This is a genomic window from uncultured Brachybacterium sp., from assembly GCF_947500705.1.
Taxonomy (GTDB): Bacteria; Actinomycetota; Actinomycetes; order Actinomycetales; family Dermabacteraceae; genus Brachybacterium.
Window position 1 is genome coordinate 69,351 of sequence record NZ_CANMSY010000010.1, and the last position, 19,479, is coordinate 88,829.

Below are 19,479 nucleotides of genomic sequence, written 5' to 3' on the forward strand. Positions count from 1 at the left end.
CCAGCGCTCAGGCGAAGGGAGCGGGAGCGGGCCCGGGGCCGCTCTCGGTGCCGAGGTCACGGATCTGCGCGAGCAGATCATCGACTGCGGGCAGTGCGGTGGTGAAGGGGTCCAGGACCTGCACCGGCATCGATCCGGGGCGGGTGAGTCGCATCGTGGTCCAGTCCACCACGTGGTCCACGCCGTGCTGCGTGGCGGTGGTGACCACCTGCCCGCGCAGGTGCGCGCGGGTGGTGGTGGGGGCGGTGGTCCTCGCCGCCTCGATCCGCTCCTCGGGCAGCGTCGCGGGGGCCAGGCCCCGGCGCTGCAGGGTGTGGAAGATCCCGTGGGCCGGGTCGATGTCGTGATAGGCGAGGTCCAGCCGTTCGATGGCGGGGTCTCCGAGCTCGATCCCGCGACGCTCCGTGACCTGCTGGAACAATCGCTCCTTGATCGCCCAGTCCAGGTGGGTGGCGGCCCAGCTGCGGTCTCCGGTACGGACGGCGTCGATCCCCTTCTGCCAGGTCTCGAGCACCTGCTGCTCGCTCTCGTCCGCCAGCGGCGTGACGTGGTCGAGCCAGCGCTGCTGCACCTCGATCGCCGTGGTGGTCCCGCCGTGCGAGAGCGGGATCGGCGCGCTGCCGCTGAGGTCCCGGGCGACGGCCCGGATCGCGGAGATGTCGTCGTGGAGGCTGAGCTCGGGCAGGGCGCGCCCGGATTCGATCGCCCGCAGCACCAGGTCGGTGGTGGCGAAGCGGAGGTGGGTGGAGACCTCGCTCATCGTGGAATCGCCGACGATGACGTGCAGGCGTCGGAACCGGGTGGGGTCGCCATGGGGTTCGTCGCGGGTGTTGATGATGGGGCGGGTGCGGGTGGTGGCGGAGGACACGGCCTCCCACATGTGATCGCTGCGGCGCGAGAAGACGAACTGCGCCGGCTCCGGTGCGGCGTCGGCGGCGGCGGCGGGTGCGGCGGCAGCAGGCCCGGCACCGACGGGCTGCTGCGGGCGCACCACTCCCCCGGCGCCGGTGATGATCTGCCGGGTGACCAGGAAGGGCAGCAGGTAGCGGGGCAGGCGCGTGAACTCGCCGCGGCGGTCCACCAGGAAGTTCTCGTGCGAGCCGAAGGCGTTGCCGGCGGAGTCGACGTTGTTCTTCAGCAGGTGGATGCGGGCGTCCTGGCCGTCGGCGGCCAGGCGCTCGTTGGCCTGCGCGGTGAGCTCCGCGAAGATCCGCTCGCCGGCGCGGTCCTGGGCGACCAGCTCCCACCAGTCGTCGCACTCGGCGGTGGCGTACTCCGGGTGCGAGCCGACGTCCAGGTAGAGGCGTGCGGCATTGCCGAGGAACACGTTCGAGGAACGGCCCATCGCCACCACCGGGCGGAACAGCTCGCGCGCGGCGGCCTCGGGCTCGAGCGCCCGCGAGCCGTCGGCCCGCACGCACACGAGCCCGAACTCGGTCTCCAGACCTCCGACTCGACGCTTCATCGGGTCACTGGCCACCCTTCTGGACGAAGGAGCGGACGAAGGTCTCGGCGTTGGACTCGAGCACCGAGTCGATCTCGTCGAGCAGGTCGTCCGCGGCCTGCGCGGAGGCGAAGGTCTGGCCGCCGGTGACGATCTCGGAGTCGTCGCCGGACTCCTCGGGGCCGTTGCCGGGGGCATTGAGGGACTGCTGGGACATGGGTGCTCCTTCTCAGTCGGTGACGGCTCGGCGCAGGGCGTCGAGGATCGTCGCGGTGTCGTCGGTGGGGTCGATGCCGTGCTGCGCGCACCAGGCGGCGGAGCCCAGTCGCGGATCGGCCAGGCGCAGCCGGTGGCCGCCCTCGGGACCGGCCAGGGTGATCGCGTCCCAACCGGCGGAGGGCACGTTCCCGCGGTGAGCGGTGATGAGTCCGCCGCGCAGATGGGCACGGGTGCTGGTGGGTGCGGTGGTCATCGCGGCATCGACCTCGTCCTGGCTCACCAGGGCGGGGACCGCACCGGCGGCGCGAAGCCTGTCGAACAGGCCCCGGCCCGGGCGCAGGTCCGAATACTGCAGGTCGATCATGAACAGCCGTGCATCGTCCCACTCCAAGCCGTGCCGGGTGCGGTAGCGCTCCAGCAGCTGGAGCTTGGCGACCCACTCCACCCGCTCAGCGGCGAGCATCGGGTCCTGCTCGAGCAGGTCGAGGATCTCGCCCCAGGAGCGCAGCAGGGTCGTGGTCTCCTCGTCCGCAGTGTCGGCGACTGCGGTGAGGGCGTCGAGGTGGGCGCGCTGGATCTGCAGGGCGGTGAGCTCGCGGCCGTCGGCCAGGGGCACCGTGGTGGCCAACGAGGGGTCGTGGCTGATCGCGCGCACCGCCGCCACCGGGTCCGCGAGGCGGAGATCCGGCAGGATCGCGGTGCCGGTGCGGTGCTCGGCCTCGAGCGCGGCGAGCACCAGGGAGGTGGAGCCGAGCTTGAGGAAGGTGGACTCCTCGAGCAGGTTCGCATCCCCGATGATCACGTGCAGCCGCCGGAACCGGCGAGGATCGGAGTGCGGCTCGTCCCGGGTGTTCACGATGGGCCGGTTCAGGGTGGTCTCGAGCCCCACCTCGGCCTCCATGAAGTCGGCCCGGGAGGAGAGCTGGAAGCCGGGCTCCTGGCCGCGGGTGCCGCGACCCACCCGACCCGCGCCGACGATCACCTGTCGGGTCGCCAGGAAGGGGAGCATCGCGGCGACCACGCGCTCGAAGGGGACGGCGCGGTCCACCAGGTAGTTCTCGTGGGTGCCGTAGGAGGCGCCCTTGCCGTCGGTGTTGTTCTTGAAGAGCGCGACCTCGGGGATGCCATCGGCCGCGGCCAGCAGCGCCATGGCCCGGCGGGCGATCTCCTCACCGGCCCGGTCGGCGACTACGGCCTCCCGGGCGCGCAGCACCTCGGGCGCGGCGTACTCGGGATGGGCATGGTCCACATACCAGCGGGCGCCGTTGCTGAGCACCGCATTCCCGATCGAGCGCTGGGTCGCCCAGGTCAGCACCTCGGCATCGTCCCCCTCGGGAGCGAGCTCGGGCCCGCTGAGCGGGATGTCCATCTCGACGCTGGGCACGTGGGCATCGCTCACCTCGTCGGTGAGCTGGGAGGGGTGGGCGGCGGCGCGCTGCAGCTCGAAGCCACGGGCATCCCGCAGCGGGGTCTCGTCCCCGTAGTCCCAGCGCACCCGGCGCCCGCGCTCGCCCTCCTGGGGATCCAGCAGCGCATAGGCGCCGACCACGAGGTGGGAGAGCAGGATCGAGCTGCCGGCGCCGGCGCGGGTGCGGTCCTCGAGATCGGCATGGGTCACCCCGAACTCGGTCTCGATGCCCAGCACCCGCTCAGTGGTGAGCCCGGCCTCGGGATGCTGCCCGGTGGTCCCGCTCTTCGTCCCGCTCATGAGGGCACCTCCTCCGCGATCGCGGCGGCCGGGACGCCGCGGGTGCGTCCCTGCAGCGGGATGACCGCGTCGACCCGGCGGCGGCCGCTGCCGGGCAGGCCCGAGACCCGGGCCCAGTCCTCGGGGTGGGCGGCGGAGGGCATGTCCTCGTTCTCCACGAACTCAGCGGTGATCGCGTCCTGCAGGTGCTGGGCGCCGACGCCGATCTGCCCGGTGGCGAGCTGGTCCTTGACGGCGAGCTTCTTCGCCCGATCCACGATGTTGCGCAGGGTCGCGCCGGAGACGAAGTCGCGGAAGTGGAGCGTGTCCTCACCGCCGTCGGAGTACTCGACGCGTACGAAGGCCGAGGCCGGGCTCTCGTCGTAGATCTCATGCATGGCGAGGTCCAGCAGCTGCTCGCGGCCCTCGCGCAGCGGGACCGATTCGTCGAGATAGAGGCCGAGGATCTCTCGTCCCGCGCGCGCACCGGGGCGGCGCACGCGGATCTTCACGTCCAGGCGGCCGGGGCGCAGGATCGCGGGATCGATCATGTCCTCGCGGTTCGAGGCGCCGATCACGATGACGTTGTCGAGTCCCTCGACACCGTCGATCTCGGCGAGCAGCTGCGGCACGATCGTGGTCTCGACGTCGCTCGACAGGCCGGTGCCACGGGTGCGGAACAGCGCCTCCATCTCGTCGAAGAAGATCACGACGGGGTGGTCCGCAGCGGCTTTCTCGCGGGCCCGCTCGAAGACCAGGCGGATGGAGCGCTCGGTCTCGCCGACGTACTTGTTCAGCAGCTCCGGGCCCTTGACGTTGAGGAAGGCGGAGTTCTCGAGCGCCTCGGCGACGCTCACCCCGCGCACCTCGGCGCTGCGCAGCACCAGCTCGTGCGCCACCGCCTTGGCGATCATCGTCTTGCCGCAGCCGGGCGGGCCGTAGAGCAGCACGCCCTGCGGGGGCCGCAGCCCGTAGGTGCGGTAGAGGTCCTGCTGGAGGAAGGGCAGTTCGACGGCATCGCGGATCGCCTCGATCTGCTCGCCCAGCCCACCGATCTGCTCGAAGGTCACTTCGGGCACCTGCTCGAGCACCAGGTCGGTGATCTCCGCGCGATCGATGCGCTCGAGCACCAGCTGGCTCCTGAGGTCCACGAGCACGTGATCGCCGGGGTGGAGCTGCTCCTCGGTGAGGGTGCCGGCGCGGCGCAGCACCCGGGTGTCGTCGGGGGCGACGGCGACGAGGATGCGGGAATCGGCCAGGGACTCCACGACCGGCACCACGTTGCCGGCATCGCTCGCGGGGACCGCGTCGACGGCGGCGAGGGCCTCGTTGAGCCGCAGCTCGGTGCCCGGCAGCAGCGCCTCCAGGTCGAGGCTCGCGGCCGTCGCGACCCGCAGCCGACGGCCGTTGTGCAGCACGTCGATGGTGCTGCCCTCGCAGCGGCGCAGGAAGGTGGCATAGGAGTTCGGCGGATCGCCGACCCGCTCCAGGTCGCTCTTGAGCTGGACGATCTGCTCGCGGGCGGCGCGGAGCCCTCCGACCAGCCGCTCGTTGTGGGTCGCGAGCTTCTCGAGCTCGGCGGTCATCTCTGCATACGTCTTCATCGTCATCAGATCTCCTTCCCGGGCGGGATCAGCGATCGCGGCCCTGTCGGATATCGCGCAGGGCTCGCTTGAGCTTGCGCGGCGCCACCCCGCGCTCTCCGACATCCTGCGGTCCCCACTCGCCGTCGGAGCCGCCGAAGCCCTCGTTGTCGGGGTGGTTCAGCTCCTCCTCCAGCCGGGATCCGGGCGCGGGGCGGGTGACGCGCGTGAGCGCAGGCTGGCCGTGCGCGGTGCGACGGGCGGTGAGCAGGAACCCGGTGTGGGCGTTCATCCGGTGCTCCGGGCGCACGGCCAGTCCCTCGAGGTGCCAGGGACGCACGAAGGACTCCCAGGCGTAGGGCTCGGTGAACTCGCCGTGGGCCCGCAGCGCCTCGGCGGTGCGGGAGAGCTGGGTGACGGTGGCGACGTAGCAGAGGAAGACTCCGCCGGAGACGAGCACCTCGGCGGCGGAGTCCACGCACTCCCAGGGGGCGAGCATGTCCAGGACCACGCGGTCCACGGCGGGCTCGTCCGGCGCGAGCGTCGGAGCGACATCCTGGAAGTCCCCGATCGACAGCTCCCAGGCGGGGTGCGGGCCGCCGAAGAACGTCTCGACGTTCTCGCGCGCGACCTCGGCGAAGTCCTCGCGGCGCTCGATCGAGTGCACGGAGCCCTCGGGGCCCACGGCGCGCAGCAGCGCGGTGGTCAGGCCGCCCGAGCCGACGCCGGCCTCGAGCACCCGGGCACCGGGGAAGATGTCTCCCCACATCAGGATCTGGGCGGAGTCCTTGGGATAGATGATCGCGGCGCCGCGCGGCATCGCGAGCATGTAGTCCGCGTACAGCGGCCGCAGCGCCTGGTACCGGATGCCGTGGGTGTTCTCGACGACCGTGCCGTCCTCCGCGCCGATCAGCTGATCATGGTGGAGCACACCGCGGTGGGAGTGGAACTCACCTCCGGGCTTGAGGGTGATGGTGTGCAGGCGGTTCTTGGAATCCGCGAGCTGCACCTTGTCACCCAGGGCGAAGGGTCCGGTGCGGTCCAGACCGCGCTGGGGGGCCCGGGGGGAGGGCTCCTGCGCCCCGGGATGGGCGGCGGGCTGCGGCTGCTCAGTCATGGGTTCCAGCATATGGCTCCGGTGGGGGCCCGGGCCGAGATGTTCACCGCCGGCGCAGGAGGTCGTTGACCTCCGCGCTCAGGAGCACCCCGTGGAGCGTGCCGTCCTCGGCCAGGACCAGGTAGGCGGGAGCCGGCTGGGACAGCATCGCCTCGATCAGCGCATCGCCCTGCAGGGTGAGAGGAAGGGTGCCGAGGGGTCCCACGGAGCCGGCCACGGCGCTCGCCGGGGTGGACGCCCGGTGCTCGGGAGGGACTGACGCGGCGGCCTCCGGATCGATCCGATATCCCCGGCCGATACCTCCCGGGAGGCCGGCGTCGCGCTCGAGGAGCAGCACCTGGTCGAGCTGATCGGGCGTGCCGAGCGCGGCGAGCGGGGTGTGCGGCGGAACAATCCGCAGGGGGACCGCGAGCGAGCCGGCGGCGAGGCTGTGGATGCGGCTCTGCAGGACCGCGCCCTCGAGCGCGCGGGTGGCGCCCTGCCAGAGCATCCCCGCGATCAGCATCGCCCACACCAGGGTGAGGAGGGAGAGGCTCCCGGCGCCTCCGGTGCGCACGATCTGCACCAGCGGGTAGGCCACGACCGCCACGGCGATGGCCCGGCCCAGCCAGGCGGTGATCCTGGTCGCGAGCACGGGCTTCTTCACCAGTGCGGCTAGCAGCGACTCGAGTGCCCGCCCGCCGTCCATCGGCAGCCCGGGCAGCAGGTTGAACAGGGCCAGGACGAGGTTCAGCCAGGCGCTGACGGAGAAGAACACGGCGAGCGAGGTGCCCGGACCTGCGACCTGCGTCGCGGCGGCCATGAGCGCGGCCAGCACGCCGTTCGCGGCCGGGCCGGAGAGGGAGACGAGCACAGAGCCGAGCGACGACATCTGTCGGACGCGATATTGCGTGTGACCGCCCCAGAGGGTCAGGGCGATGTGGTCGACGGTGGCGCCGAATGCCCGGGCGGTCACGGCATGCGCCACCTCGTGCGCGAGCACCGAGACGATCATGAACAGCCCGATCGCCATGGCCAGGAGCACCACGAGACCGGGGTCCGCGCCACCCCGGCTCAGCGCCGGGTACATCAGCACCGCGAGCAGCAGCACCGTGACGAGCGTCCCGGGGCTCACCTTGAGCGGAGGCAGCGCGCCGAGGCGCAGCGTGGGGCTTCTCATGATCCATCTCCTCCGCCACCGGGGCGGCGGCTCCCTCTGGGCAGGCTGAGGATAGCCGCTCCCCCTGCGCCCCGACTCGGAGCCCTGCGGTGCCTATGATGGAGGGATGAGTCGAATCGCCATCACGGCTTTCAGCGGATGGAACGATGCCGGCGAAGCCGCCACCGGGGTGATCGAGCATCTGCTCGAGGTCTGGCCCTCACGGCCCGTCGGCGCGGTCGATGCCGAGGAGTTCATCGACTTCCAGGTCAACCGTCCCGAGATCCGCACCGATGAGGACGGGCTGCGGGTCATCGACTGGCCGGACACCCAGCTGCGGCTGGTGACGCCTCCGGACGGTCCCGAGCTGATCACGGTCATGGGGCCGGAGCCCTCCGTGCACTGGAAGCGGTTCTGCGACGAGGTGCTCGAGCAGCTCCAGATCCTGGACGTCAGCGCGGTGGTCTCGCTGGGCGCCCTGCTCGCGGATTCCCCGCACAGCCGCCCGCTGCCGGTCACTGCCGAGGTCGAGGCGTCTCCCGCCCGGGCGCTCGACGGGGCCGAGCACTACTCGGGACCGATCGGGGTGCCCACGATCCTCGCTCGACGCACCGCTGCCGCCGGGCTGCGCACCATCAGCGCGTGGGTCCAGGTTCCCCACTACGTCTCCCAGAACTCCTCTCCGAAGGCGGTGCTGGGGCTGATGCGTGAGGTGCAGAAGGTGGTCGACGCCACGATCCCGCTCGATGAGCTGGTCGAGGAGGCCGCGGCCTGGGAGCGCGGAGTGGACGAGCTCGCGCGCACGGATGAGGATGTGGCGGACTATGTGGCTCGGCTGGAGCGCGCACAGGATGCCGCCGGTCTGCCGGAGGCCAGCGGCGAGGCGATCGCCGAGCAGTTCGAGCAGTTCCTGCGCCGCCGGCGCGAGCAGGACTGAGCTCAACCCCCGCGGCGCTCAGCCCCGCAGCGCTCAGCCCCGCAGCGTGATCCCGAACAGGGCATCGACAGCTGCTGCGACGTCTCCGGGCCCCTCGGTCACGTCCTTCGAGCGCGCGGAGCTCCCGCCTGCGGCCCAGCTGTCCAGGGCGTCGAGGGCGGTCGCCGTGTCGAGGTCGTCACGCAGCGCTGCGCGCAGCGCCTGGACGGTCGCCGCAGAGTGCCCGTCGCGCTGGGCCGCGGTGCGATAGCGGGCAAGGCGCGTGCCGGCCAGTTCGAGCTCCTGTGCGGACCATTCCCAGTCCGAGCGGTAGTGATGCGCCATCAGCACCAGCCGGATCGCCATCGGGTCCACACCGTCGCGCACCAGGCGGTGCACGAAGACGAGGTTCCCGAGCGACTTGCTCATCTTCTCGCCCTCGTAGCCGACCATCCCGCTGTGCGCGTAGGTGGTGGCGAAGGGGCGCCCGAGCGCCACCGAATGGGCGGCGCTGAGGTCGTGGTGGGGGAAGATCAGATCGCTGCCCCCGGCCTGGATGTCGAAGGGCAGGTCGAGCGCCTCCTGCGCGATGCAGACGCATTCGACATGCCACCCGGGACGGCCGCGGCCGAGCAGCCCGGCCTCCCAGACGGGCTCGCCCGGACGCTCTGCTCGCCAGAGCAGCGGATCGAAGGGCCCGCGCTTGCCCTCCCGCTCGGGGTCTCCCCCGCGCTCGGCGAACACCTCGAGCATCTGCTGCTCGGTCCAGCCCGAGACATCGCCCAGCGCACCGTCCACGGCGAGGTCCAGATACCAATCCGGTCCCTCGGCATCGCTCGCCGCCACCGGGTAGGCCCGGCCGCGCGCGTGCAGCGTGAGCACCATCTCGATGATCCCGTCCATCGCCTCGCTCACCGAGCGGAAGGTCTCCGGAGCGATGATCCGCAGCGCTGCCATGTCCCCGGTGAACAGCTCGACCTGGGACGCGGCGAGCTCCTCCCAGTCCACCCCGTCGCGGTCCGCGCGTTCGAGCAGCGGATCGTCGACGTCGGTGACGTTCTGCGCCATCTCGACCTCGAGCCCGGAATCGTGCAGGGCGCGACGCATCAGATCCGCGGCATGGTAGGTCGACGCATGCCCGAGGTGGGTGGAGTCATAGGGTGTGATCCCGCAGACGTACAGCCGCGCCCGTCCCGGAGTCAGCGGAGTGATCGGTGCCACCCTGCCGATGCGCGAGTCGAACAGGCGCAGTGGCCTGCCGGAAGGGGGAAGCGGGCTGAGCGAGGGAGAAGTCCAGGATTGCACTACGTGATCATACGATCCGTCGGCCGCCTGCGGTTCAGGACCCGCCCAGGGGGTCGACCAGCCCGGTGCCGAGCAGTCCCAGCAGCACCAGCCCGGCGACGATCCGGTAGATGACGAAGATCAGATACGAGCGGTTCTCGATCAGGCGCATGAACCAGACGATCACCGCATAGCCCACGGTGAAGGCCACCACAGTCGCGACCACCATCGCCAGCAGCGACGGTTCGCCGGCCGCTGCGGCGGCGGCGCGACCGTCGGCCGTCAGCAGCACCGGGACTTCCTGGGCCGCCTTGTACAGGCCCGAGGCGAAGACGGCAGGGATCGCGAGCAGGAAGGCATAGCGGGCCGCGGCCTGGCGGGTGTACCCCATCAGCAGCCCGGCGGTGATCGTGCCACCGGAGCGGGAGACCCCGGGGATCAGAGCGAGCGCCTGCGCCAGACCGAAGAGGATGCCGTCGCGCACGGTGAGCTCCTTGAGCTCCTTGCGCTGCGGGGCGACACGGTCCGCGACGCCCAGCAGAAGCCCGAAGACGATCAACATCGTCGCGGTGATGTAGAGGTTGCGCAGGCTGTGGTCGATCTGCGTCTCGAAGAGCAGTCCCAGCACCCCGATGGGGATGGAGCCGAGGATCACCAGCCAGCCCATGCGCACATCGGGGTCCGAGTGCGGGACCTTGCCCGCCAGCGCCTTGAACCACTTGCCGATGATGCGGGTGATGTCGTTCCAGAAGTAGATCAGCACCGCAGCCTCGGTGCCCAGCTGGATGATCGCGGTGAACGCGGCACCCGGGTCCTGGCCGGGGTTCATCAGCTCTCCGACCACGCGCACGTGGGCGCTCGAGGAGACGGGGAGGAACTCGGTCAACGCCTGGACGAGGCCCAGGACCACCGCCTCGATGAACGACATGAACACTCCTCGATGGATTCAGGGGACCTCCGGTGCCGACGCGCAGCGACACCGGACCCCGGACAGAGTACGCGGCGCCGGGCGGAGAGCCCGGCGCCGCGCAGCGGAGCAGTGGTGAAGACTACGTAGAGGTCCTGGGACAGGTGCCGAGACCGCTCAGCGCTCAGCGAGGAGCGTCGTCCTCATCATCATCCTCGTAGTCCTCATCGTCGTCCTCGTCCTCGTCCTCGTCGTCCTCGTCGTCCTCGAAGTCATCGAGATCGTCGAAGTCGTCATCCTCGTCCTCGTCGCCGTCATCGTCGTCGAAGACGATCAGTGGGGTCGCGACGTCGTAGGCGTCGAAGAGTGCGTCGTCGTAGGTGTCGAAAGCGTTGGCGAGCCGCTCGGTGGCGGACTCCAGCGCGGGATCATCATCACCCCGAGAGCCGGCGGCGGCTTCGTAGTGACGTTCAAGGGCAGCGATCAGCGCAGCAAGAGCGGAGCGAGGATCCGTGTTCATGGTTGGACCGTACATCCTCGAACGGCAGAATGAACAGTGGAAGCGTGCACGCGATGGTCACGAATCCGCCGCAGTCCCAGCAGCGTCACCGACCACTGCTGTTGCAGGTCATCGACCACAGGAGGAAAACCGTTGATCCGACCCCGCACCCCTCTCGTCGCCGGCGTCCAGCTCGTGAGCGATCCGCGCGGATGGCGCGACCTGCCCGTCGAGAGCGGACGCCGCGCCGCGGACTACGAGTTCCAGATCATCACGGTGCCACGGGGCACCTCTTTCGGCCAGGTGCGTGCTGAGCTGACCGAGCAGGCGGAATACGGTCGCTGGGAGCACGCCCGCACCCGCCTCTATCTCGGGGGCGGGAAGAAGGTCTGGATGCGCCGACGGATCATCCGGGTGGAGTCGACGCTCTAGCAGTCATGTGCAGAGCGGCTGCTCTGTCCACAGTCGGCGGGAGCGCACGGCAGAGCTCCCGCACATCTGGTGCAATGGCCTGGTGTCCCTGAGCTTCCTGCTGCTGTGCGCCGTGCTGCTGGTGATCTACCTGCCGCCCGCGCTCGTGCTGGCCTGGGTCGACGGGCGGGAGCGTCGGCTGCCGAACCGCTGGGTCGCCCTGCTGACCGGCGCGGTGGGCCTTGCGCTGGCGGTGCTCGCCCTGATGGTGCCGGCGCTGCGCCCGGGACTGGCCACCGCCGCGGTGCTCGCCCTGGCGCTGGGCCTCGGGGCGATCCTGGTGTCGCTGTTGGCTCCCCCGCTGCTGGGCATGGGGGATGCCAAGACGGTGCCGGTGGTGGTGCTGATGTCAGCGGCCTTCGGCGGCGAGGCCCTGATCGGGGCTCTGCTCGGGATCGCCCTGGTGGGAGGCGTGATCGGGATGGTGGTGCTCGGGGTGACCCGCCGCGCCGGGGTGCGCTTCGCGTGGGGACCGGTGCTGCTGGCCGGGCCGTTCCTGGGCCTGCTGGGTGCTCCGCTGGTGCGGGCCGCGCTCGGCACCGGCTGACCCCTCAGATCGTGGAGGCGGTGAGCCGACAGGGGGCTCGTCGACTCAGGTGTGGCCGCGGCTCGACTCAGGCGGAGGGAGCGGCGCGGCGCTGGCGCCGGGCCTCGTAGAGCGCGATCGATCCGGCGACCGAGGCGTTCAGGGAGGAGGCGCTGCCGGTCATCGGGATCTCCGCGACCACATCGCAGGCCTCGCGCCAGCCGGCGCTCATTCCGATGGTCTCGTTCCCGACCACCAGCAGCGTGGGGCCGGTGAGGTCCGTGTCCGCCAGCTGATGGCCGCCGGCCTCGTCGAGACCGACCACGGTCCACGGCTCCCCCAGTGCTCGACGTCCCTCGAGCCACGCCATCACCTCGCGATGGGAGGGCAGGCGCAGCACCGGCATCGCGAACAGGCTTCCGGTGCTGGCACGGATCGCAGCCGGGTCCCAGGCATCGGCGGAGTGCCCGGTGATCAGCAGCCCGGACCCGCCGAGGGCGTCGACGGAGCGGGCCAGCGAACCGATGTTGCCCGGGCCCGTGGGGCGGTCGAAGACGACCACCACGTCCGAGTGCTCAGGGCGCAGCCGCTCCAGGTCATCGGTGGGAAGTGCCGCGATAGCCAGCAGCTCCGGGATGCCGTCCTCCCGCTCCCCCAGCTCGGCCATCAGTTCCGGGGCGAGTGCCACCACCGGTGCCGGGTTGCTCTGCAGAAGCTCCTGCGCCCACTGGGAGGGCTGCTCCCTGCCATCGCTCAGCAGCGCCCGGATCTCGACGCCATGAGCGATGGCCTGCGAGATCGGACGCACGCCCTGGATGATCATCTCGCCGGTTCGGGAGCGCTTGGTGCGGTTGGTCAGCAGCGCCTGCCACTGCTGGAACAGCGCGTTGCGCCGATCCAGCCGGGAGGGCAGGCGCGATGCGCCCTTGCGGGTTCCGGACGCAGTGGTGTGCGCGGAGGCGGAGGAGCGGCTCATGCTCCGGCTCCGTCGTAGCCGAGCTGACGCCAGGCCTCGTAGACCGCGATCGAGACCGCATTGGCCAGGTTCAGCGAGCGCCGGGCCGGGAGCATCGGGATCCTGACCCGCGAGGTGATGCGCGGATGGTCCATGACCTCCTCGGGCAGGCCGGTCGGTTCGGTCCCGAACAGGAGCACGTCCTCGCGGGTGTACTCGATGCTCTCGAAGCTCACGTCGGTGCCCGAGGTGAAGGCGAACACCCGCGCGCCGGGGATCGCGGCGAAGGCCTGCTCGATGCCGGAATGGATGCTGACGTCGGCGAGGTCGTGATAGTCCAGGCCCGCCCGGCGCAGCTTCGCATCCTCCAGATCGAAGCCGAGCGGCTCGATCAGGTGCAGGTGCGCGCCGGTGACGGCGGACAGCCGGATCGCATTGCCGGTGTTGCCGGCGATCGCCGGTTCGTGGAGGAAGACGTGGACCATGCTGCAGATTCTTCCACGCCGCCGCCCCGCCCTCACCACGTCGGCATCGGCTCCACGCCGCCGCACACCCCCTGGAAGCAGAGCTACGCAAAAAAGACTGAGTCGCGTCACCGTTGCTCCACGATGACGCGACCCAGGAAAGGTGTGTCCGGAGGGGGACTTGAACCCCCACGCCCGATAAAGGGCACTAGCACCTCAAGCTAGCGCGTCTACCAATTCCGCCACCCGGACGGGTGATCGCCGTAGCGACTAGAGCAGATTAGCACGCACCAGGGGATGGTTCGCACCCGAAAGCGGCACTGCCTGGGGGAACGTGAAGACAATCACGCTGGAGCGACGACGCGGCCCTCCGCCATCACGCCGTGCAGCAGGGCCAGGACCGCTTCGACCCGGGCCGCCAGCACCCCGTCGGGGTCCGGAAGCCGTGCGGCGAGATCCTGGAGGGCGGCGGCGCAGAGCACGGTCATCGTCGGATCCGGCGCCTCCAGCCGCGCGGAGGACCACTCCCCCATGGTGCCGAGCAGCGCGGAGAGCTCCTCGGTCGCCGTGCGACGGCTCTCGGTGAGCAGTTCCACGCGAGCCCGGGCCGCGAGCGCCGTGCAGCGCCGCAGTACCGCGACCGATGACTCGGCGTCGATATGACCGCTCTCGGCTTCCGGCGCGGCCGCTCGGCGAACTCCCTTCGACGACCCTGCGACGACCTGGGCCATCAGATCGATCCGCTCGCCCGCTCCGCGTTCCAGCTCCATGAGTCACTTCCCCCGTGCTCGAATCCCGGGCCCCTCGGGCCTCTTCCTCGACACCGACTTTACCCTTGCTTTACCTATGGGAACAAGAGCCTGTGCCCGTCACGAGTCGAGCCGGGAACCGCGCTCACACGGGGGCGTCACGCCGGCGCCGGGCCAGTTCCCTGCGTGCTGCGGCGAGCATCTCGGGCACCGGTGCGGCGGGCACCGCGAGCATGGAGCGGAGCTGCATATCGGCCTGGTGCGCGAGCATCTCGAGACCGTCCGCGATCTCGCCCCCGGCCCGCTGGATCACGTCAGCGATCGGTGCCGGCCACGGGTCGTAGAGCACATCCAGCAGCACCCCGGGTATCGAGAGCTCGGGGCGGGACCGCCATTGCTCGGCGACCGCACGGGCACCGTCGATCGCCAATGCGCTGACCACGACCTCAGCGGTGAGCACCTCATGATGCTCCTCCCAGGGGACCTGCTGCACGGTCAGCCCATGGGCCGCGGCGAGCTCCTCGAGCGGCGCGAGCTTGTGCGTGCTGCGGGCGGAGAGCAGCACGCTCTGCACACCAAGCTCCGACAGGGCGGCGAGGGCGCTCAGCGCCGTGGCACCGGAGCCGAGCACCGCACCGGTGACGGGTCGGTCGGCGCCGTGGTCCCGCAGGGCGGCGACGATGCCGTGGACGTCATGGTTCTCGGCGCGCCACTGCTGCCCGGTGCGGATCAGAGTGTTGGAGATGCCGAGCCGGCGGGACGTCTCGTCGGCCTCGGCGCCCAGCGCATACGCCTCGGGCTTGCCCGGCATGGTCACGCTGAGGCCCTGCAGCCCGCGCCCGGCGCCATGCTGGAGGAACTGCGCGAGCCCCCCGGAGCGCACCTGATGGCGTTCGTAGACCGCGTCCGTGATGCCGAGCACCTCATAGGCGGTGCGGTGCAGGACGGGAGACAGGGAGTGCTCGACCGGCGAGCCGACCACCGCGAAGCGGCGCGGGCTCATCCCTTCGCCTCGGCCCATTCCTGCCATTCCTTGACGTTCTGCTCGTGCTCGGCCCAGGTGGCCGCGAACTTGGTCTCCCCGGTATCGGTGTTCACGCTGACGAAGTACAGCCAGTCGCCTTCGGGCGGTGCGTCGACCGCGTCCAGGGCGTTGGCGCCGGGAGCGGCGATCGGTCCGGGCGGCAGCCCTTGGTACTTGTAGGTGTTGTAGGGGCTGTCCGTGGCGCGCTCCGCGTCGGTGGTCCCCACGCTCGCGGACTTTCCGGTCACGTAGTGGACGGTGGAGTCGAACTGGAGCTTCATCGGCGTGCCCTTGGCCTCGCCGGCACCCTCCAGACGGTTCTCGATGGTCCGTACGACCTTGCCGTAGTCCTCCGGATTGCGCACCTCCATCTCTGCGAGGGAGGCGATGGTCAGCGACTCGTGCCACTGCTCCTGCGGGATCTCGCGCGCGGTCAGCTCCGCCTCCATCCGATCCCACATCATCTGGATGACGTCCTCGGCGGTGGCGTCCTCGTAGATGTCATAGCGGCCGGGCCAGAGGTAGCCCTCGAGAGATTTCGCGGAGTTCTCGGGGATCCCGTAGCGGGTGTAGTCCTCGGCGGCGGCGGTGAAGTCCTCGACCGGGATATCGGTCTCCGTGGCCAGCTGCTCCCAGATCTGGGTGAGCCGCTTCCCTTCGGGGATGATCACGCGCTGGCCGGCGAGGTTCGAGGGGTCCAGCAGCGCCTGCAGCGCATCCGACGAGGTCATCTCCAGCTTCAGGCGATAGATGCCGGGCTCGATGAGAGCGGCCTCCGGGGTGTTGGCGAAGATGTTGACGAACGGACCGGTGCTCTTGATCACGCCCGCCTCCACGAGCGTCCCCGCGATATCGGTGCCGGTGTCGCCTTCGGCCACCTCCACCACGGCCTCGCCGCTGCCGGGCCCCGGATAGTCCGCCGCTTCCTGCTCCACGCTGACGTTGGACGTGATCCAGCGGTAACCCTGGATCCCGCCGACGATGAGACCGCCGACCACCAGCAGCACCAGCAGCACCGGCAGCGCGCCGCGGAGGAATCCGCCGCGTCGGCGCGGTCGCCGGGGAGCCCGGCGACGACCGCGCGCCGCCGCTGATCCTGCTGCTGCGGGCTCGTCGCCCTGGGAGTCCGTCAGGTCGTCGAAGGAGAGCTCCTCGTCGTTCACCGGGTGTCCTCCTCGATCGATGACGGGTCGGCGGTGGGCGGAACCCACTCGCCGGTGCGCGCTGCGGTGGACCGTTCGATGTCCAGCGCCTGCTGGAGGATCATCACGGCGGCCACCTGGTCGACCACCTGACGGTGCTTACGACCCTTCCGGCCGGAGCTGTGCAGCGCCTTGTGCGCCGAGACGGTCGTCAGCCGTTCATCGATGAGCCTGACCTCGATGTCCGGGGAACCTGCAGCAAGCTCCACGGAGAAGACCCGCGCCTTCTGCGCCGCGACGCCCTCGGTGCCGTTCAGCGACCGTGGAAGCCCCACCATGATGACACGAGCATCGAGCTCCGCGGCCTCAGCCAGGACGCGCTCCACCGCCGTGTCACGGGCAAGCGTCTCGACCGGGGTCGCGATCATCCCGTCGAGGTCGCTGCGCGCCAGACCGACCCGCACATCGCCCACATCGACCCCGAGCCTGACTCCGCGGGGCAGAGACAGGGGCCGATGCGACTCCTCGCCGACGCCCTGGCTCATGCGTCCTGAGCCGCCTCGATCGCCGTGTGCACCGCGGCCAGCGCCGCGGGCACCCGGGAGGGCTCGCCGCCGCCGCCCTGCGCCATGTCCGGCTTGCCGCCGCCACGGCCGCCCATCGCCTCGGCGGCGATGCGCAGCAGGGCGCCCGCGGCGAGCCCGCGCTCCCGTGCGGCCGCGTTGGTGGCGATGACCAGAGCCGCCCGGCCGCTCTCGTGGCCGGCGACCGCGACGGTGACGGGCGCGTCCTCGCCGAGCCTGGTGCGGAGGTCGAGCGCGAGGGTGCGCAGATCCCCTGCGTCAACACCCTCGCCGGCGTCGTGCGTCAGCACCCGGACCCCGGCGACCTCGATGGTGGAGTCCACGAGTCGCCCGGCCTCGGCCTGCAGCTGCTGGCCGCGCAGTGCCGCGAGCTGCTTCTCCATGTCCTTCATCCGCTGGGTGAGCGAGCGCACCCGCTCGGGCAGCTCCTCGGCGGCGCCGACCTTCAGCAGCTCGGAGAGCTGGGAGACCAGTGCGTGCTCCTTGGCCTGGTGGCGGTAGGCGGAGAGCCCGACCAGCGCGTCGACGCGCCGCACTCCGCTGCCGATGGACGCCTCGCCCATCAGCTGCACGGTGCCGATCGCGCCGGTGCTGGAGACATGGGTGCCGCCGCACAGCTCACGCGACCAGTCGCCGCCGATGGACACCACGCGCACGACCTCGCCGTACTTCTCACCGAACAGCGCCTGCGCACCGAGGGACCTGGCCTCATCAAGCGACATCTGCTGGTCGGTGACGGTCAGCTCATCCTGCAGGAGTGTGTTGACGCGGCCCTCGATCTGCTCGAGCACCGACTTCGGGACGGCCTGTCCGTAGCGGAAGTCGAAGCGCATCCGGCCCGGGGAGTTCTCGGAGCCGGCCTGGGTGGCGCTGTGGCCGAGCTCCTCCCGCAGGGACTCGTGGACCATGTGGGTGGCGGTGTGGGCGCGGGCGATCGCGCCGCGTCGCTCGCCGTCGATCGTCGCGATCGCCGAGGTGCCCTGCGCGAGGGTGCCCTCGACGAGGCGTCCCCGATGGACGATCAGCCCGCGCACGGGCTTCTGCACATCGTCGACCTCGATCAGACCGCCGCCGGTGAGGGCGATGCGGCCCTGATCGGCGAGCTGGCCGCCGGACTCCGCGTAGAAGGGGGTGGAGGCGAGGACGACCTCGACCTGAGCCGGAGCCTCGACCGCGGTGACCAGCTGGCCGTCCACCAGCACCGACTCGACCGTGGTGGCGACCGTGTCCTCGGTGTATCCCAGGAACGGCACCTCGCCGCCGCGCTCGGTGAGCAGACGGTTGTAGATCGCGGTGTCGGTGTGTCCGGACTTCTTCGCGGCGGCGTCGGCCCGCGCACGCTCGCGCTGCTCCTGCATCGCTCCGCGGAAGGCGTCGGCGTCGACCTGCAGCCCGACCTCCTGCGCCATCTCCATGGTGAGGTCGATGGGGAAGCCGTAGGTGTCATGGAGGCGGAAGGCGTCGTCGCCGGTCATGACTCGGCCGCCGCCCTTCTTCACCTCGCCTGCGAGCTGCTCGAAGATGGAGGTGCCCGTCTCCAGGGTGCGACGGAAGGCCTCCTCCTCGGCGTAGACGATCTCGCTGATGCGCGCGAAGTCCGCTTCGAGCTCGGGATAGGACTCGACCATGAGGGACTTCGAGATCGGCAGCAGCGCGGTCATCGAGGGCTGCGAGTAGCCCAGCAGCCGCATCGAGCGCACCGCTCGCCGGATCAGGCGCCGCAGCACGTAGCCGCGCCCTTCATTGCCCGGGCGCACCCCGTCGGACACCAGCATCAGCGCGCTGCGCACGTGGTCGCCGATGATCCGCAGGTGGACGTCATCCTCGCCGTCCGCGCCGTAGACACGGCCCGAGAGCTCCTGGGCCTTCTCGATGATCGGGAAGATCTGGTCGATCTCGTACATGTTCTGCTTGCCCTGGAGCAGGTAGGCGACCCGTTCGACGCCGAGGCCGGTGTCGATGGACTTCTGGTCCAGCTCACCGAGGAGGGGGTAGTCCTTGCCGCCGCCCTCGCCGCGCAGGTACTGGTCGAAGACCAGGTTCCAGATCTCGATGTAGCGGTCCTCGCCCTTCTCATCACCGGGCCATTCGGGAACGGTGCCGGTGACGGCGTCGGGCCCGTACTCGGGGCCGCGGTCGTAGTGCCACTCGCCGCAGGGCCCGGCGGGGCCGGGCTGGCCGGTGTCCCAGAAGATCTCTTCCCGCGGCAGGCGCACGACGCGCTGCGGGTCCAGGCCCACCACCTCCGTGACGTGGCGGTAGGACTCCTCGTCCTGCTCCCAGACGGTGAACCAGAGGCGCTCGGGATCGAAGCCGAATCCGCCGTCGTCCTGCGAGGTGGTCAGCAGCTCCCAGGAGAGATCGATCGCGCCGGTCTTGAAGTAGTCGCCGAAGGAGAAGTTCCCGGCCATCTGGAAGAACGTTCCGTGGCGCGTGGTGCGGCCGACGTTCTCGATGTCATTGGTGCGGATGCACTTCTGGACGCTCGCCGCACGAGGGTACGGCGCCTTCTCCGTCCCCACGATGTACGGGATGAAGGGGACCATGCCCGCGATCGTGAACAGGATCGACGGGTCGGAGGACACCAGCGAGCTGCTGGGCACGATCTCGTGGTTCTTCTTCGCGAAGAAATCGAGCCAGCGATGACGGATCTCGGAGGTGCGCATGGTCGGGAGGTGTCCTTCCTGGAACAGCCGGGGTGGGCCCGCTCGGCGGGCGAGGCACTTCTGCGGACACGAAGGCCCCGGTCAGGGTACCGGAGTACACCCGC

The 19,479-nt window shown here is 70.5% G+C and carries 19 protein-coding genes and 1 tRNA gene; 3 read left to right on the forward strand and 17 right to left on the reverse strand.

Annotated elements, in window-relative coordinates:
* Nucleotides 1-7: 7 nt before the first annotated feature.
* From pafA to Q0937_RS15055, 6 genes are read right to left on the reverse strand one after another with little or no spacing between them, the layout of a single operon-like run.
* Nucleotides 8-1,465 (reverse strand): Pup--protein ligase, encoded by a 1,458-nt coding sequence (gene pafA / locus Q0937_RS15030; protein ID WP_299305281.1) that lies wholly within the window; start codon nucleotides 1,463-1,465, stop codon nucleotides 8-10.
* A 4-nt stretch (nucleotides 1,466-1,469) separates the two neighbouring features.
* The gene (locus Q0937_RS15035; RefSeq protein WP_299305284.1) at nucleotides 1,470-1,661 is read right to left on the reverse strand and encodes a ubiquitin-like protein Pup; all 192 of its coding nucleotides are present in this window, start codon (nucleotides 1,659-1,661) and stop codon (nucleotides 1,470-1,472) included.
* Between the two features lie 12 nt (nucleotides 1,662-1,673).
* Complete coding sequence (gene dop / locus Q0937_RS15040) at nucleotides 1,674-3,371, reverse strand: depupylase/deamidase Dop (RefSeq protein ID WP_299305287.1); 1,698 nt, start codon at nucleotides 3,369-3,371, stop codon at nucleotides 1,674-1,676.
* On the reverse strand, nucleotides 3,368-4,960 hold the full coding sequence (arc, locus tag Q0937_RS15045) for a proteasome ATPase (RefSeq protein ID WP_299305290.1): 1,593 nt from the start codon (nucleotides 4,958-4,960) through the stop codon (nucleotides 3,368-3,370). The genes dop and arc overlap by 4 nt, the downstream gene beginning before the upstream one ends.
* Nucleotides 4,961-4,982: 22 nt before the next feature.
* Nucleotides 4,983-6,050 carry a tRNA (adenine-N1)-methyltransferase gene (locus Q0937_RS15050; RefSeq protein ID WP_299305293.1) on the reverse strand — a complete coding sequence of 356 codons (1,068 nt, stop codon included), beginning with the start codon at nucleotides 6,048-6,050 and terminating at the stop codon, nucleotides 4,983-4,985.
* Between the two features lie 43 nt (nucleotides 6,051-6,093).
* Nucleotides 6,094-7,209 carry a site-2 protease family protein gene (locus Q0937_RS15055; RefSeq protein ID WP_299305296.1) on the reverse strand — a complete coding sequence of 372 codons (1,116 nt, stop codon included), beginning with the start codon at nucleotides 7,207-7,209 and terminating at the stop codon, nucleotides 6,094-6,096.
* Between the two features lie 106 nt (nucleotides 7,210-7,315).
* Here Q0937_RS15055 and Q0937_RS15060 point away from each other — a divergent pair, with 106 nt between their 5' ends.
* On the forward strand, nucleotides 7,316-8,125 hold the full coding sequence (locus Q0937_RS15060) for a PAC2 family protein (protein ID WP_299305299.1): 810 nt from the start codon (nucleotides 7,316-7,318) through the stop codon (nucleotides 8,123-8,125).
* Nucleotides 8,126-8,158: 33 nt separating this feature from the next.
* Here Q0937_RS15060 and mshC read toward each other — a convergent pair whose 3' ends face one another.
* The 3 genes from mshC to Q0937_RS15075 form a co-directional block, all read right to left on the reverse strand.
* Entirely contained in the window at nucleotides 8,159-9,409 is a 1,251-nt protein-coding gene (mshC, locus tag Q0937_RS15065; protein WP_299305301.1) for a cysteine--1-D-myo-inosityl 2-amino-2-deoxy-alpha-D-glucopyranoside ligase, read from the reverse strand.
* 34 nt (nucleotides 9,410-9,443) lie between these two features.
* Nucleotides 9,444-10,316, reverse strand: coding sequence for an undecaprenyl-diphosphate phosphatase (locus Q0937_RS15070; RefSeq protein WP_299305304.1), 873 nt, complete (start codon nucleotides 10,314-10,316; stop codon nucleotides 9,444-9,446).
* Nucleotides 10,317-10,479: 163 nt separating this feature from the next.
* Entirely contained in the window at nucleotides 10,480-10,815 is a 336-nt protein-coding gene (locus tag Q0937_RS15075) for a DNA primase (protein ID WP_299305307.1), read from the reverse strand.
* Nucleotides 10,816-10,947: 132 nt separating this feature from the next.
* Here Q0937_RS15075 and Q0937_RS15080 point away from each other — a divergent pair, with 132 nt between their 5' ends.
* Nucleotides 10,948-11,226 carry a DUF5703 family protein gene (locus Q0937_RS15080; protein WP_299305310.1) on the forward strand — a complete coding sequence of 93 codons (279 nt, stop codon included), beginning with the start codon at nucleotides 10,948-10,950 and terminating at the stop codon, nucleotides 11,224-11,226.
* A gap of 82 nt (nucleotides 11,227-11,308) precedes the next feature.
* Nucleotides 11,309-11,812 carry a hypothetical protein gene (locus Q0937_RS15085; RefSeq protein ID WP_299305312.1) on the forward strand — a complete coding sequence of 168 codons (504 nt, stop codon included), beginning with the start codon at nucleotides 11,309-11,311 and terminating at the stop codon, nucleotides 11,810-11,812.
* Between the two features lie 67 nt (nucleotides 11,813-11,879).
* Here Q0937_RS15085 and Q0937_RS15090 read toward each other — a convergent pair whose 3' ends face one another.
* The 8 genes from Q0937_RS15090 to alaS form a co-directional block, all read right to left on the reverse strand.
* Nucleotides 11,880-12,767, reverse strand: a complete 888-nt coding sequence (locus Q0937_RS15090) for an RNA methyltransferase (protein ID WP_299305315.1) — start codon at nucleotides 12,765-12,767, stop codon at nucleotides 11,880-11,882.
* Complete coding sequence (locus Q0937_RS15095) at nucleotides 12,764-13,231, reverse strand: tRNA (cytidine(34)-2'-O)-methyltransferase (RefSeq protein ID WP_299305318.1); 468 nt, start codon at nucleotides 13,229-13,231, stop codon at nucleotides 12,764-12,766. The genes Q0937_RS15090 and Q0937_RS15095 overlap by 4 nt, the downstream gene beginning before the upstream one ends.
* A gap of 145 nt (nucleotides 13,232-13,376) precedes the next feature.
* Nucleotides 13,377-13,462 (reverse strand) — tRNA-Leu (locus Q0937_RS15100).
* 92 nt (nucleotides 13,463-13,554) lie between these two features.
* Nucleotides 13,555-13,980, reverse strand: coding sequence for a hypothetical protein (locus Q0937_RS15105; RefSeq protein ID WP_299305321.1), 426 nt, complete (start codon nucleotides 13,978-13,980; stop codon nucleotides 13,555-13,557).
* A gap of 124 nt (nucleotides 13,981-14,104) precedes the next feature.
* Nucleotides 14,105-14,962, reverse strand: a complete 858-nt coding sequence (locus Q0937_RS15110; RefSeq protein ID WP_299305324.1) for a shikimate dehydrogenase — start codon at nucleotides 14,960-14,962, stop codon at nucleotides 14,105-14,107.
* Nucleotides 14,959-16,146: an endolytic transglycosylase MltG gene (gene mltG, locus Q0937_RS15115; RefSeq protein ID WP_299305326.1), complete on the reverse strand. Its 1,188-nt coding sequence runs from the start codon at nucleotides 16,144-16,146 to the stop codon at nucleotides 14,959-14,961. Before mltG ends, Q0937_RS15110 begins: the two co-directional genes overlap by 4 nt.
* Nucleotides 16,143-16,670: a Holliday junction resolvase RuvX gene (gene ruvX / locus Q0937_RS15120; protein WP_299305329.1), complete on the reverse strand. Its 528-nt coding sequence runs from the start codon at nucleotides 16,668-16,670 to the stop codon at nucleotides 16,143-16,145. Before ruvX ends, mltG begins: the two co-directional genes overlap by 4 nt.
* Nucleotides 16,667-19,375, reverse strand: a complete 2,709-nt coding sequence (gene alaS / locus Q0937_RS15125; protein WP_299305332.1) for an alanine--tRNA ligase — start codon at nucleotides 19,373-19,375, stop codon at nucleotides 16,667-16,669. Before alaS ends, ruvX begins: the two co-directional genes overlap by 4 nt.
* Nucleotides 19,376-19,479: the final 104 nt, after the last annotated feature.

What these genes read in the sequence shown, in the direction of transcription:
- pafA (WP_299305281.1), bottom strand. Translation starts at nt 1,465, where the DNA reads ATGAAGCGTCGAGTCGGAGGTCTGGAGACCGAGTTCGGGCTCGTGTGC.
- Q0937_RS15035 (WP_299305284.1), bottom strand. Translation starts at nt 1,661, where the DNA reads ATGTCCCAGCAGTCCCTCAATGCCCCCGGCAACGGCCCCGAGGAGTCC.
- dop (WP_299305287.1), bottom strand. Translation starts at nt 3,371, where the DNA reads ATGAGCGGGACGAAGAGCGGGACCACCGGGCAGCATCCCGAGGCCGGG.
- arc (WP_299305290.1), bottom strand. Translation starts at nt 4,960, where the DNA reads ATGACGATGAAGACGTATGCAGAGATGACCGCCGAGCTCGAGAAGCTC.
- Q0937_RS15050 (WP_299305293.1), bottom strand. Translation starts at nt 6,050, where the DNA reads ATGACTGAGCAGCCGCAGCCCGCCGCCCATCCCGGGGCGCAGGAGCCC.
- Q0937_RS15055 (WP_299305296.1), bottom strand. Translation starts at nt 7,209, where the DNA reads ATGAGAAGCCCCACGCTGCGCCTCGGCGCGCTGCCTCCGCTCAAGGTG.
- Q0937_RS15060 (WP_299305299.1), top strand. Translation starts at nt 7,316, where the DNA reads ATGAGTCGAATCGCCATCACGGCTTTCAGCGGATGGAACGATGCCGGC.
- Q0937_RS15070 (WP_299305304.1), bottom strand. Translation starts at nt 10,316, where the DNA reads ATGTCGTTCATCGAGGCGGTGGTCCTGGGCCTCGTCCAGGCGTTGACC.
- Q0937_RS15075 (WP_299305307.1), bottom strand. Translation starts at nt 10,815, where the DNA reads ATGAACACGGATCCTCGCTCCGCTCTTGCTGCGCTGATCGCTGCCCTT.
- Q0937_RS15090 (WP_299305315.1), bottom strand. Translation starts at nt 12,767, where the DNA reads ATGAGCCGCTCCTCCGCCTCCGCGCACACCACTGCGTCCGGAACCCGC.
- Q0937_RS15095 (WP_299305318.1), bottom strand. Translation starts at nt 13,231, where the DNA reads ATGGTCCACGTCTTCCTCCACGAACCGGCGATCGCCGGCAACACCGGC.
- Q0937_RS15105 (WP_299305321.1), bottom strand. Translation starts at nt 13,980, where the DNA reads ATGGAGCTGGAACGCGGAGCGGGCGAGCGGATCGATCTGATGGCCCAG.
- Q0937_RS15110 (WP_299305324.1), bottom strand. Translation starts at nt 14,962, where the DNA reads ATGAGCCCGCGCCGCTTCGCGGTGGTCGGCTCGCCGGTCGAGCACTCC.
- ruvX (WP_299305329.1), bottom strand. Translation starts at nt 16,670, where the DNA reads ATGAGCCAGGGCGTCGGCGAGGAGTCGCATCGGCCCCTGTCTCTGCCC.
- alaS (WP_299305332.1), bottom strand. Translation starts at nt 19,375, where the DNA reads ATGCGCACCTCCGAGATCCGTCATCGCTGGCTCGATTTCTTCGCGAAG.